Source organism: Rhizobium viscosum (assembly GCF_014873945.1).
Classification (GTDB): Bacteria; Pseudomonadota; Alphaproteobacteria; order Rhizobiales; family Rhizobiaceae; genus Rhizobium; species Rhizobium viscosum.
In genome coordinates, this window is the sequence record NZ_JADBEC010000001.1 from 2,908,155 (window position 1) to 2,922,771 (window position 14,617).

Here is a 14,617-nt window from a genome sequence, read left to right on the forward strand (position 1 = left end):
CATGTGCAGACAAGTCATCGTCATCACCGGCGCTTCCAGCGGTTTCGGCGCTCTTACCGCCCGCGCACTCGCCAAGGCCGGTCACATCGTTTATGCCTCGATGCGTGAAACCGAAGGCCGTAACCGGCCGCAGGTCGAGGCTGTCGAAGCCTTCTCAAGAGAAAACCGCGTCGATCTGAAGGCCGTCGAACTGGATGTCGCCTCCGATGTTTCGGTTGAGGCAGGTATTGCCAAGGTGATCGCTGCCGAGGGCCATATCGACACAATCATCCACAATGCCGGCCACATGTCCTTCGGTCCGGCCGAAGCCTTTACGCCGGAGCAATATGCCGAGCTTTTCGACATCAACGTGCTGTCGACCCAGCGTGTGAACCGTGCAGTGCTGCCGCATCTGCGCAAGCAGGGCAAGGGCCTGGTTGTCTGGGTTTCTTCCTCCAGCACCCGCGGCGGTACGCCTCCATACCTTGCTCCCTATTTCGCCGCCAAGGCTGCCATGGACTCGCTCGCCGTCTCCTATGCCAGTGAACTGACCCGCTGGGGCATCGAAACGGCGATCATCGTTCCCGGAGCCTTCACCAAGGGTACGAACCACTTCGCCCATTCCGGTTCGCCTGCCGATACGGCCCGCGCTGGGGAATATAACGAAGGCCCCTACAAGGATCTGCCGGAACAGGCACTGAAGGGGCTCGCCTCGCTTGAACCTGCCGATGCAGATGCGGCTTCCGTTGCGACCGCCATCGTCGATGTGGTGAATATGCCTTTCGGCAAACGGCCGTTCCGCACCCATATCGATCCGTCGGAAGACGGTGCTGAAATCGTCAACGTCGTCGCGGACCGCGTTCGTGCCGAGCTCTTCCGCCGCATCGGCATCGAGGATCTGCTGAAGCCGGTCATCAATAATTGACCCCTGTCAATGTCGGCCAGCGCTTCGAATGAGGTTCTGGCCTTTCACTCGAAACCTGAAGGAGAAAGACGATGACTTCGCAAACCAAGGCTGCGCCGGTCCCGACTTCAGTGCAGTTTAATCTTTTGACACTTGCGGCCGCTGTTACGGCAGCCGTCGCCGCCACAACGTCTGCCGGTCTTGGGTGGCCGGTTTGGGCGATGTTCATGGGTTGGGTGGGGTTTTTCACGCGCGGTCACTCGGCAAAAGAGGCGCTGTTCAGCTATCTCTGCCTGACAATCGGCATTGCTTTCGGTGTCGGCGCGGCTGCTTGCGTCGGTGCTCTTATGCCCTTTGTCGGGCATTATGCGTTTGGCATCGTCGTCTTTGCTGTGGCGCTCGTCGTTGTATCGCTACGAGCGCTTGCGCCGATCAACAACATCCCTGCTTATTTTCTCGGGCTGATTACCTTCTTCGCCGCACATGTCGAGCCGGGAGTTCTGGCTCTGTCGGAACTTGCAGCGGTCAGCGGACTCGGTTCCTTCGCCGCATGGGTCGCCCATCAGTGGCAAGGCAGGATCAAGAGCCGGTTCTAAAAATGCTGCCTCATTTCGGCAACGCAGAAATGCAGAAGCGTAGCCTTTAAATCGAATAAGCAGGCCCCTACATCTCATCTTGAAGGTAAGCGAACTTCATGAGCTTGCCCGACCTCCACTCCAGGGCCTGCCGCGCCTTTCCTGCGGTGCGACAGGCCTTCAAGTCTCAGACATCAGATCAAGGCCCGTGACGGTTATCCCTCCCATCACGGGTCACTTTTTTTCGCCAGCGGCTCCGTGTCAGCGGGCGTTGAGTTTGGCGTCTGCCAGCAGTTTCACCAGCCAGTCGACGAAGACGCGGACCTTGTTGCTGAGATGCCGGTTCGGCGGATAGACGACGTAGAGCGGCAGCGACTCGCGGCTCCATTCCGTCAGGGTCTGAACCAGTTCTCCCTTCGCCAGCGGCTCACGGGCCATGAAGATCGGGATCTGGGCGAGGCCGAGGCCGGCGAGTGCCGCGGTCATATAGGTGCGGCTGTCGTTGACGGAGACGATATAGCGCGGATTGACCTCAATGGTCTCGTTACCCTTGCGGAATTCGAAAGGCACCGTGCGATTGTTCTGAGCGCGGAAGTAATTGACCGAATAGTGTTCCGTTTCAAGCTCTTCCGGCCGCTGCGGCAGGCCGAATTTCTCCACGTAGAGCGGTGCGGCGCAGGTGATCATTTCGATTTCCGAGACGCGCCTGGCGATCAGGGACTGATCGGCCGGCGTGCCGGCGCGCAACGCGCAGTCAACGTTTTCGGCGAGATAGTCGACGGTGCGGTCGCCGACGCCGAGGTCGATGCGGATATCGGGATAACGCTCGTAGAAATCACAGAGCGCGGGCACCAGGATGGAATCGGCAAAGGCGCCGGCCATCTCGACGCGCAGCCTGCCCGTCGGCAGGCTCTGTGAGTTCGAGAGGCTGCCGTCCAGCTCCTCGAGCTCGGAAATGATCTGCGCAGCGCGTTCGTAGTAAAGCGCGCCGTCCGTCGTCACCATGACGCGGCGGGTGGTGCGGTTGAGGAGCTTGGTACGCAGGTGCGCTTCCAGCCCCTGAATGAGATTGGTCACCGTCGCCTTGGGCATGGCGAGCATGTCGGCGGCGCGGGTGAAATTGCCCGTCTCCACCACGCGGATGAAGACGCGCATTGCCGAGAGCTGATCCATCGGTTCAAGTCCGCAGTTTGCGTTGCAACATTGTTCGGGATTTGGAATAGTGTTATCGCGATATCGCTTCTTATTCCCGGATTTGAATAACAATATCTTTTTGGTTCAAAATGCAAGAGGCGGACGTTATCCGTCATATGCAAAGAGATAGAGACGATGGTGCCCGAGATCAAAGACATGGTGCTGGAAAAGGTGGCCGCTGGCCCCGTTTCTGCGCGCGTCTATATGGGCGCCGATTTCGGCAAGGGTCCGCCGATCGTGCTTTATCTGCATGGCGGGGCGTTTCTTGACAGTGACCCTAAGGCCGACCGCCCGATTGCGCAGAGCCTGGCAAAGGCCGGCGCGATCGTCGTTTCCGCCGACTACAGCACGCTTTCGGGCAATGTCTTTCCGAAGGCGCTCGAAGTCTCCTTCTCGATCTTTTCCTACCTCGCACTCAAGAAGGCCGGCCTCGGCGACCGCAAGTCGCTGCTTTTCGTCGCCGGCGAAGAGGCGGGCGGTAATGTCGCCGCCGGCGTTGCGCTGAAAGCCCGTGACCAGATGCCGGATGCGCTTGACGGCCAGATCCTGCTTTCTCCTCTTCTCGATCCTTTCATGGGCACTTCTTCTATCCGCAAGGCGGATAGGATCGGCATGCGCCAGCGGTGGACTGAAGGCTGGAGCCATTACCTGAGCGGCGGCGGCTGTCATCCCTATGCTGCGCCTTGCCTATGCTCGCGGATTTCGGGTGTTGCACCGGCTCTGATTTTTACGGCGGAAGACGATCCGCTGCACGACGAGACTATCGGTTACGCCGCTCGCCTAAAGAAGGCAGGCGTTGGCGTGCGCCAGCATGTCCTTCCCGCCGGGACAGGTTGGCCATCCATTTATGGCGGAAAATCTGAGGGGACTTCCACGTGGCAGGGCAACGTCAGCCGCCACTTCGGAGATTTCCTTCAGGACGTGAGCGTTCAGCCACAATTGCATTGAAGACGAACTGATTTTTTACGGCCATTCAGGGCCGCAAGGAGAGTACCGATGACGTCCAGAAATAAGCGCTGGGCCCTGGTGGGCGCCGGTCTGGGTGTTGCTGCGTCCGTTTCGGCCGCTGCCATCTTTTTCGAACTGCCGATGAGCGCAACCGCCACGGCCGCCTCTGAACCTGCGCAGCCTCCCGCTGTGCCGGTGACGGTTGCCGTCGTCGCCAGCCGTGATGTGACGAACTGGGAGAATTTCTCCGGTCGCCTCGAGGCCATCGACCGCGTGCAGATTCGACCCCGCGTTGGGGGGGCCATCCAGTCCGTGCATTTCCGCGAAGGTGCCTTGGTGAAACAGGGCGACCTGCTTTTCGCAATCGATCCGGCCCCCTATCAGGCGGCTGTCTCCCAAGCACAAGGCCAGGTCGCTTCGGCCGAAGCCAAGGTCAGCCTGGCGCAGACGGAACTCGACCGTGGTCGCCGTCTCTCAGACAACCGGACAATCTCGCAGAGCGATCTCGATCAGCGCCAGAGCACGTTGGCTGAGGCCCAGGCAAGCCTGCGTTCGGCACAGGCGGCCCTTCAGTCTGCACAACTGGATCTCGATTACACGCAGGTTCAGGCGCCGGTTTCCGGCCGTATCGGCAAGATCGAGGTCACCGTTGGCAACATTGTGGCGGCCGGTTCGGCCTCGCCTGAGCTGACGACTCTCGTCTCCGTCGATCCGATCTATGCAAGCTTCAATGCAAGCGAAGAGATGGTCACCAAGGCTCTCTCGGAACTTCCGGCAACCGACGCGGCTCTGCCGGCCGTCGAACAGATCCCGGTCGAAATCGGTACGCTTGCCGATGAAGGAACGCCGATCAAGGGCAAGCTTCAGCTCGTCGACAACGAAGTCGATGCTGCCAGCGGCACCATTGCCGTGCGGGCAGTCTTCGACAATCCCGGCGGCAAACTCATCCCCGGCCAGTTCGTTCGGGTGCGTATGGGCCAGCCGAAGGCCGAGAACAAGATCGTCATCAGTGACCGCGCCGTCGGAACCGACCAGGACAAGAAATTCGTCTTCGTCGTCGACGGTGAGAACAAGGTCAATTACCGGCAGATCAAGCTCGGTTCGCTGTTCGATGGTCAGCGCGTGGTCGAAGGCGGCCTCGAAGTCGGCGACAAGATCGTCGTCAACGGCCTTCAGCGTATCCGTCCGGGTGCAGTCGTAGCACCCCAGATGGAAGAGAAGGTCGCCACCGCTCAGTAGGAGTTGAGCCTCCTTCCCTCGGGGAGGCGGCCGTTACCCCAGATAACATGACCTGCCGGTGCGCCTTCAAGCCGCCGGCGAGGGACTTTGCATCCATGTTCACCCCGGAGAGGGCGCTAAAATGAACATATCCAGATTCTTTATCGACCGCCCGGTCTTTGCCGGTGTTCTTTCGGTCCTCATCGTGGTCGCAGGCCTCATTGGCCTCCGGGCATTGCCGATCTCCGAATATCCGGAGGTCGTGCCACCGTCGATCGTCGTGCATGCCACCTATCCCGGCGCAAACCCGTCCGTCATCGCAGAAACGGTGGCCACGCCGCTCGAAGAACAGATCAACGGCGTCGAAGGCATGCTCTACATGTCCAGCCAGGCGACGTCCGACGGCGCCTTGAACGTCACCGTCACCTTCAAGCTCGGTACCGACCCGGACAAGGCGCAGCAGCTCGTGCAGAACCGCGTGTCGCAGGCCGAACCGCGCCTGCCGGCGGAAGTTCGCGCGCTCGGCATTACCACGGTCAAGAGCTCGCCCGACTTCATCATGGTCGTCAACCTCGTCTCCGACGGGAACAGCCATGACATCACCTATCTGCGCAACTATGCGACGCTGAACGTCAAGGACCGGCTTGCCCGTATTGCCGGTGTCGGCCAGGTGCAGGTCTTCGGTGCCGGCGACTATTCCATGCGTGTGTGGATCGATCCGCAGAAGGCAGCCGAGCATAATCTTGCCGCAAGCGACATCAGCAATGCGATCAGCTCGCAGAACGTCCAGGCCGCTGCCGGCATCATCGGCGCTTCGCCGAGCCAGCCGGGTGTCGATCTTCAGCTCAACGTGAACGCTCAAGGTCGTCTGCGCACGCCCGAGGAATTCGGCAGCATCATCGTGAAGACGGGCGCCAATGGCGAGATCACCCGTCTGCGCGACGTTGCCCGGATCGAACTGGGTGCCGCCGACTATACGCTGCGTTCGCTGCTCGACGGCAAGCCGGCTGTCGCCGTTGCCGTTCTCCAGGCGCCGGGCTCGAACGCCATCGAGATCGCCGACAATGTCCGCGCGACGATGGACGAGCTGCAGTTGGCTATGCCTTCAGGCGTGAAGTACGAGATCGTCTACGACACGACGAAGTTCGTTCGCGCCTCGATCGAGAAGGTCATCGACACGCTGCTCGAAGCCATCGCGCTCGTCGTTCTCGTCGTCATCCTGTTCCTGCAGACATGGCGTGCCTCGATCATCCCGCTGATTGCCGTTCCGGTATCGATCATCGGTACATTCGCGGTCATGTACATGTTCGGCTTCTCGATCAATGCACTCAGCCTTTTCGGCCTGGTGCTGGCGATCGGTATCGTCGTGGATGACGCGATCGTCGTTGTTGAAAACGTCGAACGCAACATCGAGGCCGGGCTCAGTCCGCGTCAGGCGACTTACAAGGCCATGAAGGAAGTCTCCGGCCCGATCATCGCGATCGCGCTGGTGCTTGTCGCGGTCTTCGTGCCACTCGCCTTCATCTCCGGACTGTCGGGTCAGTTCTATCGCCAGTTCGCCCTGACGATCGCGATCTCGACCGTCATTTCGGCCTTCAATTCGCTGACGCTGTCTCCGGCGCTCGCCGCCCTTCTGCTGAAGGGTCACCATGCGCCGAAGGACTGGCTGACGCGATTCATGGATGCGATCTTCGGCTGGTTCTTCCGTGGCTTCAACCGCGCTTTCGGCGCCGGGTCGAATGCCTATGGCAAGGGCGTCGGCGGTCTGGTATCGCGCAAGAGCATCGTCATGGTGATCTACCTTGCGCTGGTCGGAGCGACCTACGGCATCTTCAATACGGTACCGGGCGGCTTCGTACCGTCGCAGGACAAGCAGTATCTGATCGGCTTTGCCCAGTTGCCGGATGCTGCAAGCCTCGACCGTACGGAAGACGTCATCAAGCGCATGACCGACATCGCCTTGAAGCAGCCGGGCGTTGCCAATGCGATCGCCTTCCCGGGCCTGTCGATCAACGGCTTCACCAACTCTTCGAATGCCGGCATCGTCTTCGTGACGCTGAAGGATTTCGAGGAACGCAAGACGCCTGATCTTTCGGGCGGGGCGATTGCCATGGCCCTGAACCAGAAATTCGGCGCCATCCAGGATGCCTTCATCGCCATGTTCCCGCCGCCGCCGGTCAACGGTCTCGGCACGACAGGCGGTTTCAAGCTGCAGATCGAGGATCGCGCAGGCTTGGGTAACCAGGCTCTCGACGAAGCGACCAAGGCCGTGCTTGCCAAGGCCTATCAGACGCCTGAACTCGCCGGCCTGTTCTCCAGCTTTCAGATCAACGTGCCGCAGCTCTATGCCGATCTCGACCGCGCCAAGGCCGAGCAGCTCGGAGTCTCCGTCACCGACGTCTTCCAGACGCTGCAGATCTATCTCGGTTCGCTCTATGTGAACGACTTCAACGCCTTCGGCCGCACCTACAGCGTCCGTGTGCAGGCCGATGCCAAGTTCCGCGCCCAGCCGGAAGATATCGGTCAGTTGAAGGTTCGCTCGGCATCGGGCCAGATGATCCCGCTTGCAGCTCTTCTGAAGGTGGATGCCAGCACCGGTCCTGAGCGTGCGAACCGCTACAACGGCTTCCTCGCTGCCGATATCAACGGCGGTCCGGCTCCGGGCTTCTCGTCCGGCCAGGCCCAGGCGGCAATCGAGAAGATCCTGCATGAAACGCTGCCCTCGGGCATCGACTTCGAGTGGACGGACCTGACCTACCAGCAGATCCTTGCCGGCAACTCCAGCGTCGTCGTTTTCCCGCTGGCGCTGCTGCTCGTCTTCCTCGTGCTCGCTGCCCAGTATGAGAGCCTGACGCTGCCGCTTGCGATCATCATGATCGTGCCGATGGGTGTTCTGGCCGCCCTGACCGGCGTCTGGCTCACCGGTGGAGACAACAACATCTTCACGCAGATCGGCCTCGTCGTCCTTGTCGGTCTATCGGCCAAGAACGCGATCCTGATCGTGGAATTTGCCCGTGAACTGGAGTTCGAAGGCAGGACGCCGCGTGAAGCCGCGATCGAGGCCAGCCGCCTGCGTCTGCGCCCGATCCTGATGACCTCGATGGCCTTCATCATGGGTGTCGTGCCGCTCGTCACCTCGACCGGTGCCGGTTCGGAAATGCGCGCCGCGATGGGTGTCGCGGTGTTTTCGGGCATGATCGGCGTCACCTTCTTCGGCATCTTCATGACGCCGGTATTCTACGTGCTTCTGCGCCGGATGACGGGCAACCGTCCGCTCATTCAGCACAACGACAATCATCCGCAGGACGAAGACGACCATATGAAGGTCGCTGCAGAGTAACCTCTCCTTTGTCGGGTAAATCGGGCGGGGGCTTGGGTCCTCGCCCGTTTCGTTTTTAGGCGATGCGACAAAAATGCGTTACGTCCATCAAAACGGTTGCATGCTGAGGTGAGGGGGATATCAAGGGCAGGCAACAGTTCGGGAGGGCTGGGTGACGCATGCTTGGCGAGACGGATCACAGCGCCTTGCTGCTCCATCTCGAAGACAGGAATGCCCGATTGGGAGGAAAGAAATGACCGACAGCAAGACCGCCAAGCGCCGCCTGCGTTCACAGGACTGGTTCGATAACCCCGATCATATCGACATGACGGCGCTCTATCTGGAGCGCTTCATGAATTACGGGGTAACGCCGGAGGAGCTGCGGTCCGGCAAGCCGATCATTGGCATCGCCCAGAGCGGCAGCGATCTGACCCCCTGCAACCGCGTCCATATCGAGTTGGCAAAGCGCGTACGTGACGGCATCCGCGACGCAGGCGGCATCCCGATCGAATTTCCGACGCACCCGATCTTCGAGAACTGCAAGCGCCCGACGGCAGCGCTCGACCGCAATCTCGCCTATCTCGGCCTTGTCGAAATTCTCTACGGATATCCGCTCGACGGCGTTGTGTTGACGACTGGCTGCGACAAGACCACGCCTTCGGCGATCATGGCGGCTTCCACGGTCGATATTCCCGCGATCGTTCTCTCGGGCGGGCCGATGCTCGACGGCTGGCATGAAGGAAAACTCGCCGGTTCAGGCATGGCGATCTGGCAGTCGCGCCGGAAGCTCGCGGCAGGCGAGATCGACGAAGAGGAATTCCTGCAGACGGCGCTCGATTCGGCACCCTCCGTCGGCCATTGCAACACGATGGGCACGGCCTCGACCATGAATGCGCTGGCTGAGGCGCTCGGCCTGTCGCTGACAGGCTGCGGCAATATTCCGGCTGCCTATCGCGAGCGTGGTCAGATGGCCTATCGCACTGGCCGTCGCGCCGTGGAGATCGTGTTCGAAGACCTGAAGCCGTCGGATATCCTGACGCGCGAAGCCTTCCTCAATGCCATCAAGACCAATTCTGCGATTGGCGGCTCGACGAACGCCCAGCCGCATCTTGCAGCCATGGCGAAGCATGCGGGGGTCGAGCTGTATCCCGAGGATTGGCAGGTTCATGGTTTCGATATTCCGCTGCTGGCCAATGTGCAGCCGGCGGGTGTTTATCTCGGCGAGAAGTTCCATCGTGCCGGCGGCACCCCTGCTGTCATGTGGGAATTGCTGCAGGCCGGCAAGCTCGATGGTGACTGTCGCACCGTCACCGGCAGGACCATGGCGGAGAATCTCAGAGGACGTGAGTCACGTGACCGCGACGTCATCAAACCCTACAGCGCCCCCCTGAAAGAACGTGCAGGCTTCCTCGTGCTCAAGGGCAACCTTTTCGATTTCGCTATCATGAAGATGAGCGTCGTATCTGAGGATTTCCGCAAGCGTTATCTGCAGGAGCCGGGCCGGGAGGGCGTCTTCGAGGGCAAGGCTGTCGTCTTCGACGGTTCGGAGGATTACCACAAGCGCATCAACGATCCGGAGCTCGGCATCGACGAGAACACGATCCTCGCCATCCGTGGCGCGGGTCCGCTCGGCTGGCCGGGCTCTGCGGAAGTGGTCAACATGCAGCCGCCGGATCATATTCTGAAGCGCGGCATCAAGAGCCTGCCGACGATCGGTGACGGGCGCCAGTCCGGCACTTCGGACAGCCCCTCGATCCTCAATGCCTCGCCGGAAAGTGCGGCAGGTGGGGGGCTCGCGTGGCTCAGGACCGGCGACATCATTCGCATCGATTTCAATCAGGGGCGTTGCGACATGCTGGTTGACGAGGTTGAAATCGAGCGGCGCAAGGGCGATGGAATCCCGCCGGTGCCGGCCGATGCGACGCCATGGCAGCGCATCTACCGCAAAACGGTGACGCAGCTGTCAGATGGTGCGGTCATCGAGGGGGCAGCTGAGTTCCGGCAGATTGCCGGAAATCCACCGCGACACAATCACTGATTAAAACAATACTGATCGAAAGGAAGGCAGTCGCAACGAACAGTTCACCTGGTAACTAGTTCGGTACTTACGAAAAGGCTTCATTAATGAAGGCTTACGACTATATTATGAGTTTTTGCAGGCTTCGAAGGCTGAAACGAATTGCCCGAGAATAAACCAACGCGATCAGAGCGAGAGTTCCAGGATCTTCTTCGGCGACTGGAGCTGGCGCTTGATGCTTCGCAAATTGGTGTGTGGGAGCACAGCATCAATAAGGGTTCTATTCTCTGGGATGCACAGATGCACCGCCTCTACGGCAGCCGTCAGACAAATCGAGAGGTGTCGACCCGTATCTGGTCGAACGCCATACATCCTGACGACAGGGAACAGGCCGAGCGGGATTTCGAAAAAGCTGTTGCCACCCGCGGCGCCTATAATTCTCAGTTTCGCATCATTCTCCCAAGCGGCGAGATCCGCTACCTGCGGTCACGTGCGCATTTCTATGTCGATGAGGAGGGCACTCCCTCCTTCATCGGTGCCGAATGGGACGTGACATCCGATGTGCTGCTGAATGCCGAGCTTGGCAAGCAGAAGATGATGGCCGAGGCCCGAGCGCTGGCGCTTGAAGAAAGCAATGCGCGGATCGAGCATGTCGCCAATCATGATTATCTGACCGGCATGCCGAACCGGCGCCTGCTCGACAGGCGGCTGGCAGCGCTGCTGGCGGACAAGAGCGTGTCGACGCTTGCCGTTCTGCATCTCGATCTCGACCAGTTCAAACAGATCAACGACAGTCACGGTCACGCCGCCGGTGACGCCGTGTTGCGCACCGCATCACTCAGAATTGCCGCAGCCATTCCCTCGGATGGCATGGCTGCCCGTGTCGGCGGCGACGATTTCGTCATTGTGCTGGTCAATTTCGCCGGCCTCGACGCGCTGAAGGCAATCGTTGAGGATGTGCAGCGGCGACTGCGGAAGAAAATCCGCTTCGGACAGGAGATGCTGCAGTCCGGCGCGTCGATCGGTGTATCCTGGAGCAGCGACAAAAGGGCGCGCAACCTGCTCGCCGAATCCGATCTGGCGCTCTACCAGGCAAAAAAGCTTGGCCGCAACCGCGTAGAGTTCTTCAGCCGACAGCTTCAGGATGACTTGCGCGGCAAGCGTCGCCTCGCCGAGGATCTCGCCCAAGCCCTGGAACAGGGCGAGATCATCCCTTATTATCAGGTGCAGCTCGATGCGCGCACCCGCGAGATCACCGGGCTGGAAGCGCTGGCGCGCTGGAACCATCCGGAAAGGGGCGTGCTTGCACCAGGCGCCTTCCTGCGCATTGCGGATGAATACGGACTTTCGGCGGAGATCGATGCCGCGGTCCTTCAGCGCGCGCTTGAAGATCGCGTTGCCTGGCAGGTCCTGGGCTACCATGTGCCGCGCATCGCAGTGAATATCTCGCCCGGGCGCCTTGCCGATCCCGCTCTGCTAGACAAGCTGCGCCGGCTCGCCATTCCGCCGGGCGCCATCGTCTTCGAGCTCGTGGAAACGATCTTCCTCGACGATTGCGATGAGAAATTCCTCGCCAATATCGACCTCATCAAGCAGATGGGCATCGATATCGAGATCGATGACTTCGGTTCCGGCCATGCTTCGCTCATCGGGCTCGTGCGACTGAAGCCGAAGCGGCTGAAAATCGACCGCCAGCTCGTCACCGATGTCGTGGAATCGGCTGAGCAGAGGCGCGTGGTCGGATCGATCGTCGAGATCGCCAAGGCTCTCGATGTGGAAGTGATTGCCGAAGGGGTGGAAACCGAAGCCCACGCCGTGACGCTGTCATGGCTCGGCTGCGACAGCCTGCAGGGTTTTGCGCTTGGCTATCCCTCCAATGCCGCCGATACGGGGCGCCTTCTTGCGTCAACCGGCCACGACGGCAAATCTCGAAGTGTAGCCGGCTGAAATTTGCGGCTGGAGTCTAGTCGATGAATGGAATGTGAGGCCGATTTCAGTCCGAGCCGTCCCGTCGGCGAGCACGTTAGGGTTACTCCCGATGCACTGACACGGCACGCGTTGGGTGCGTGCCGTATTTTTCAGGTAGTGCGGAAGCGGCCTCGGATCTGGCTCATGTAGAAGTCGCCAGGAGATGCTGCTGCGGTCAGTCCGACGACGATGCCTTCAGGGACATCTTCGTAATGACGGCGTTGGCCGTTGGTCAGATAGAGCGTGAGGTGTCGAGTCTCGCGCTGGTAATCGATCGCTTCAATCAGTTTGGACTGCAGTCTAGTTTCCATGCGGACTCCCCGATGTGTTTCGCGCGAGAGAGGTGGCTGCTGGATCCGACGAGCGGTTCAAGGCAGCCTCAAAGCTAATCCCTGGTCGATTCAAGTCAAGGATCCAAAGAGTGGAGCCCTACCTATTTTGAGTTAAATGCGTCTGAAGTTTGACGCTCTAAATTAGCCCGAAAGTGCTATGACAATTAAGCACAACCTGCAGCGGAACAATGCCCGCTCAGCGAGCACTCAAAAGCGTTTCGTCCAGTCTTGAAATGGGGATGCTCGGGACGGCCAGGATCTCGCCGGTTTGCTTAATGACACACCAAGGCTGCCGCTCGTTGCCGGCGCGAAGTGATCAGGCGCGTCGCCAGAAGATGAGTTCCGGCACCTGCCAGGAGGGGTCGGGCGCGGGCAGCCAGGTCTTCGGGGAGAAGTAATCCTTCGTGCGGCGCTGTTGGGGGGAGGTCTCCTGAAGCAGGAGCGTGAAGTTGAAGGCGCCCGGTCGTGAAAATTCCTGGGTGAAGTTGATGAGGGCGCCGAAGCCTTCCTCCTTCACATCCTTAAGATTGCGGATCGCCGCCAGCGTATCATGAAAATCCAGCCAGGCCGGCTGCGTCAGCATGGTTTCGAAGATGCGCATTGTTCCGGCATCGAGCTGCCCGTTGCTGTTGGTCGCCGGCCCGACCAGTTTCACGCGCATGTTTGATATCGCGCCATTGCCGTTGCCACGAACGACGAGGAAAAGCGAGCTGACAACGTGCTCCTTATCTTTCTTGAAAATCTGTTCGTGGGAGCATTCGAAAGTATCGGAATTAAAGGCGGTTTCCTTCCATTCGCTGGTTTCGATGCCTGCCGAGCGCAGCGCTTCGCACATGGCCGGGCCGGAAATCCGCCAGGTGCGCAGGAAAACGCTCGCAAGTACCGGCTGTGGCGGGTCGAACATGCGCGGTGCGATCTTGATGCTGATGGGTTCGGTGCGGCGGAAGACCTTGGGCGGCGGGGGAGGCGGAGGTGTCGCGGGCGGGAAAAGCTCTATGCCGAAGGAGTGGGCCAGCGACTTCAGGTGCCGCATGTCGTTCGACAACAGCACTGTTGCGCCAACAATTGAAAGGGACAGGACGATCAGCAGCCACATGACGGCGCGGCCCTTTTTCGGCTGCGGCGCCAGTTTCATATTCTGATCGGACGATGGCATCGTCAGTTCGCGAGACCTCGGACAATGGAAGTCATCATTTATAAGGCTGGCGTTGATGTGGCAATCGATCTCGACCGGAGCATGGCACAATCGATTTAAGGTTGCTCCGGTGAAACGATCGAAGCCTGTCAGGCCGCGATACGGCGATACCGTGTCCTGATGCGGTCGATATAATACTGGCCCGGCGAGGGCGCCGTCACCATGGTGCTGACGTCGTCGACCGGTACGCCTTCGAACAGTCGTTCTTGGCCGTTGCGGAAGCAGATGCGCAGGCGCCCGTCTTCCTGGCTGAAATAGACGTTCTGGATAATCCTGGATTTGACTGGAACTTCGTGCATCGTATTTTTGTCCCTGTTTCGTTTTGAGGCATCTTAAAAGTAAGGATGCGAAGATACCGTCAAGGCGTATGGTAAAGATTGTTTCCCGCCCAAACAGGCACAGTCTAAAAAGTCGCGTTTCAATAAAATTGTATGGATCGGCTTAAAAAGCCTGCAAATACTGGCATGTAGAGTGACCCTCATGAAAGCGGCCGGGCATGGACAGATGCGACCGGCGCTGCGGCCAGGCGGAAATAGCCGGCCGGCTGGAAACGGGGACTTCAAGATGAGCAGACTTCTTCTTGCCGCGACGCTCGCAATCACGATATCGGCTGCAAGCCAGCCGGCTTTCGCCTTTGGCCCGGGCGGTTTCGGCCGCGATCTCATGTACACCTCGGCCATCGGCCGTTTGTCCGAGGAGCCGTTGACGACGAGCGTCGGCTTCGTTCGCCCGAACGTTCCCTTTGCCCTTAGCGCTCCGGCACAGGTCGAAGGCGAGGGCTATCAGCTCAAGGCCTATTCGCGGCAGCTGACCATCGTCATCGGCTTCGTTTTCGACAGCGTTCTCGGCCAGGCTTCCCAGACCATCGGTGCTGCCGAGGCGCTGGGTCCGTTTCTGCGCTAGGGCCCGAATGCCCGCTACAGCCGTCATTTGGTCTGCGCCCGCCGGAAGGATCCGGCGGGCGCAGT

General features: G+C 60.0%; 11 protein-coding genes and 1 pseudogene. 8 read left to right on the forward strand and 4 right to left on the reverse strand.

Annotation, left to right across the window (positions count from 1 at the left end; genetic code table 11):
• Nucleotide 1: 1 nt before the first annotated feature.
• Together H4W29_RS14215 and H4W29_RS14220 are read left to right on the forward strand one after the other, a co-directional pair.
• Complete coding sequence (locus H4W29_RS14215; RefSeq protein WP_192729474.1) at nucleotides 2-904, forward strand: SDR family oxidoreductase; 903 nt, start codon at nucleotides 2-4, stop codon at nucleotides 902-904.
• 71 nt (nucleotides 905-975) lie between these two features.
• Nucleotides 976-1,479: a DUF1097 domain-containing protein gene (locus H4W29_RS14220; RefSeq protein ID WP_192729475.1), complete on the forward strand. Its 504-nt coding sequence runs from the start codon at nucleotides 976-978 to the stop codon at nucleotides 1,477-1,479.
• Nucleotides 1,480-1,719: 240 nt separating this feature from the next.
• Here H4W29_RS14220 and H4W29_RS14225 read toward each other — a convergent pair whose 3' ends face one another.
• Nucleotides 1,720-2,631: a LysR family transcriptional regulator gene (locus H4W29_RS14225; protein ID WP_192729476.1), complete on the reverse strand. Its 912-nt coding sequence runs from the start codon at nucleotides 2,629-2,631 to the stop codon at nucleotides 1,720-1,722.
• A 156-nt stretch (nucleotides 2,632-2,787) separates the two neighbouring features.
• On the opposite strand from H4W29_RS14225, the gene H4W29_RS14230 reads away from it, so the two are divergent.
• The 5 genes and pseudogenes from H4W29_RS14230 to H4W29_RS14250 all read left to right on the forward strand — a co-directional run bounded on the left by H4W29_RS14230 (nucleotide 2,788) and on the right by H4W29_RS14250 (nucleotide 12,101).
• Entirely contained in the window at nucleotides 2,788-3,600 is an 813-nt protein-coding gene (locus H4W29_RS14230; protein WP_192729477.1) for an alpha/beta hydrolase fold domain-containing protein, read from the forward strand.
• 48 nt (nucleotides 3,601-3,648) lie between these two features.
• The gene (locus tag H4W29_RS14235) at nucleotides 3,649-4,839 is read left to right on the forward strand and encodes an efflux RND transporter periplasmic adaptor subunit (RefSeq protein WP_192729478.1); all 1,191 of its coding nucleotides are present in this window, start codon (nucleotides 3,649-3,651) and stop codon (nucleotides 4,837-4,839) included.
• A 121-nt stretch (nucleotides 4,840-4,960) separates the two neighbouring features.
• Entirely contained in the window at nucleotides 4,961-8,158 is a 3,198-nt protein-coding gene (locus H4W29_RS14240; RefSeq protein WP_192729479.1) for an efflux RND transporter permease subunit, read from the forward strand.
• Between the two features lie 232 nt (nucleotides 8,159-8,390).
• Nucleotides 8,391-10,175, forward strand: a complete 1,785-nt coding sequence (locus tag H4W29_RS14245) for an IlvD/Edd family dehydratase (RefSeq protein WP_192729480.1) — start codon at nucleotides 8,391-8,393, stop codon at nucleotides 10,173-10,175.
• A 115-nt stretch (nucleotides 10,176-10,290) separates the two neighbouring features.
• A pseudogene (locus H4W29_RS14250) lies at nucleotides 10,291-12,101 on the forward strand (putative bifunctional diguanylate cyclase/phosphodiesterase).
• A 131-nt stretch (nucleotides 12,102-12,232) separates the two neighbouring features.
• Here the strand turns inward: H4W29_RS14250 and H4W29_RS14255 are convergent.
• The 3 genes from H4W29_RS14255 to H4W29_RS14265 form a co-directional block, all read right to left on the reverse strand.
• Nucleotides 12,233-12,433, reverse strand: a complete 201-nt coding sequence (locus H4W29_RS14255) for a KTSC domain-containing protein (protein WP_007815149.1) — start codon at nucleotides 12,431-12,433, stop codon at nucleotides 12,233-12,235.
• A gap of 337 nt (nucleotides 12,434-12,770) precedes the next feature.
• On the reverse strand, nucleotides 12,771-13,610 hold the full coding sequence (locus H4W29_RS14260; RefSeq protein ID WP_192729482.1) for a DUF6030 family protein: 840 nt from the start codon (nucleotides 13,608-13,610) through the stop codon (nucleotides 12,771-12,773).
• Nucleotides 13,611-13,738: 128 nt separating this feature from the next.
• Nucleotides 13,739-13,948: a KTSC domain-containing protein gene (locus tag H4W29_RS14265; RefSeq protein WP_192729483.1), complete on the reverse strand. Its 210-nt coding sequence runs from the start codon at nucleotides 13,946-13,948 to the stop codon at nucleotides 13,739-13,741.
• Nucleotides 13,949-14,213: 265 nt separating this feature from the next.
• Between H4W29_RS14265 and H4W29_RS14270 the strand changes: the two genes are divergently transcribed.
• The gene (locus tag H4W29_RS14270; RefSeq protein WP_192729484.1) at nucleotides 14,214-14,552 is read left to right on the forward strand and encodes a hypothetical protein; all 339 of its coding nucleotides are present in this window, start codon (nucleotides 14,214-14,216) and stop codon (nucleotides 14,550-14,552) included.
• Nucleotides 14,553-14,617 lie beyond the last annotated feature (65 nt).

What these genes read in the sequence shown, in the direction of transcription:
- H4W29_RS14215 (WP_192729474.1), top strand. Translation starts at nt 2, where the DNA reads ATGTGCAGACAAGTCATCGTCATCACCGGCGCTTCCAGCGGTTTCGGC.
- H4W29_RS14220 (WP_192729475.1), top strand. Translation starts at nt 976, where the DNA reads ATGACTTCGCAAACCAAGGCTGCGCCGGTCCCGACTTCAGTGCAGTTT.
- H4W29_RS14225 (WP_192729476.1), bottom strand. Translation starts at nt 2,631, where the DNA reads ATGGATCAGCTCTCGGCAATGCGCGTCTTCATCCGCGTGGTGGAGACG.
- H4W29_RS14230 (WP_192729477.1), top strand. Translation starts at nt 2,788, where the DNA reads ATGGTGCCCGAGATCAAAGACATGGTGCTGGAAAAGGTGGCCGCTGGC.
- H4W29_RS14235 (WP_192729478.1), top strand. Translation starts at nt 3,649, where the DNA reads ATGACGTCCAGAAATAAGCGCTGGGCCCTGGTGGGCGCCGGTCTGGGT.
- H4W29_RS14240 (WP_192729479.1), top strand. Translation starts at nt 4,961, where the DNA reads ATGAACATATCCAGATTCTTTATCGACCGCCCGGTCTTTGCCGGTGTT.
- H4W29_RS14245 (WP_192729480.1), top strand. Translation starts at nt 8,391, where the DNA reads ATGACCGACAGCAAGACCGCCAAGCGCCGCCTGCGTTCACAGGACTGG.
- H4W29_RS14255 (WP_007815149.1), bottom strand. Translation starts at nt 12,433, where the DNA reads ATGGAAACTAGACTGCAGTCCAAACTGATTGAAGCGATCGATTACCAG.
- H4W29_RS14260 (WP_192729482.1), bottom strand. Translation starts at nt 13,610, where the DNA reads ATGCCATCGTCCGATCAGAATATGAAACTGGCGCCGCAGCCGAAAAAG.
- H4W29_RS14265 (WP_192729483.1), bottom strand. Translation starts at nt 13,948, where the DNA reads ATGCACGAAGTTCCAGTCAAATCCAGGATTATCCAGAACGTCTATTTC.
- H4W29_RS14270 (WP_192729484.1), top strand. Translation starts at nt 14,214, where the DNA reads ATGAGCAGACTTCTTCTTGCCGCGACGCTCGCAATCACGATATCGGCT.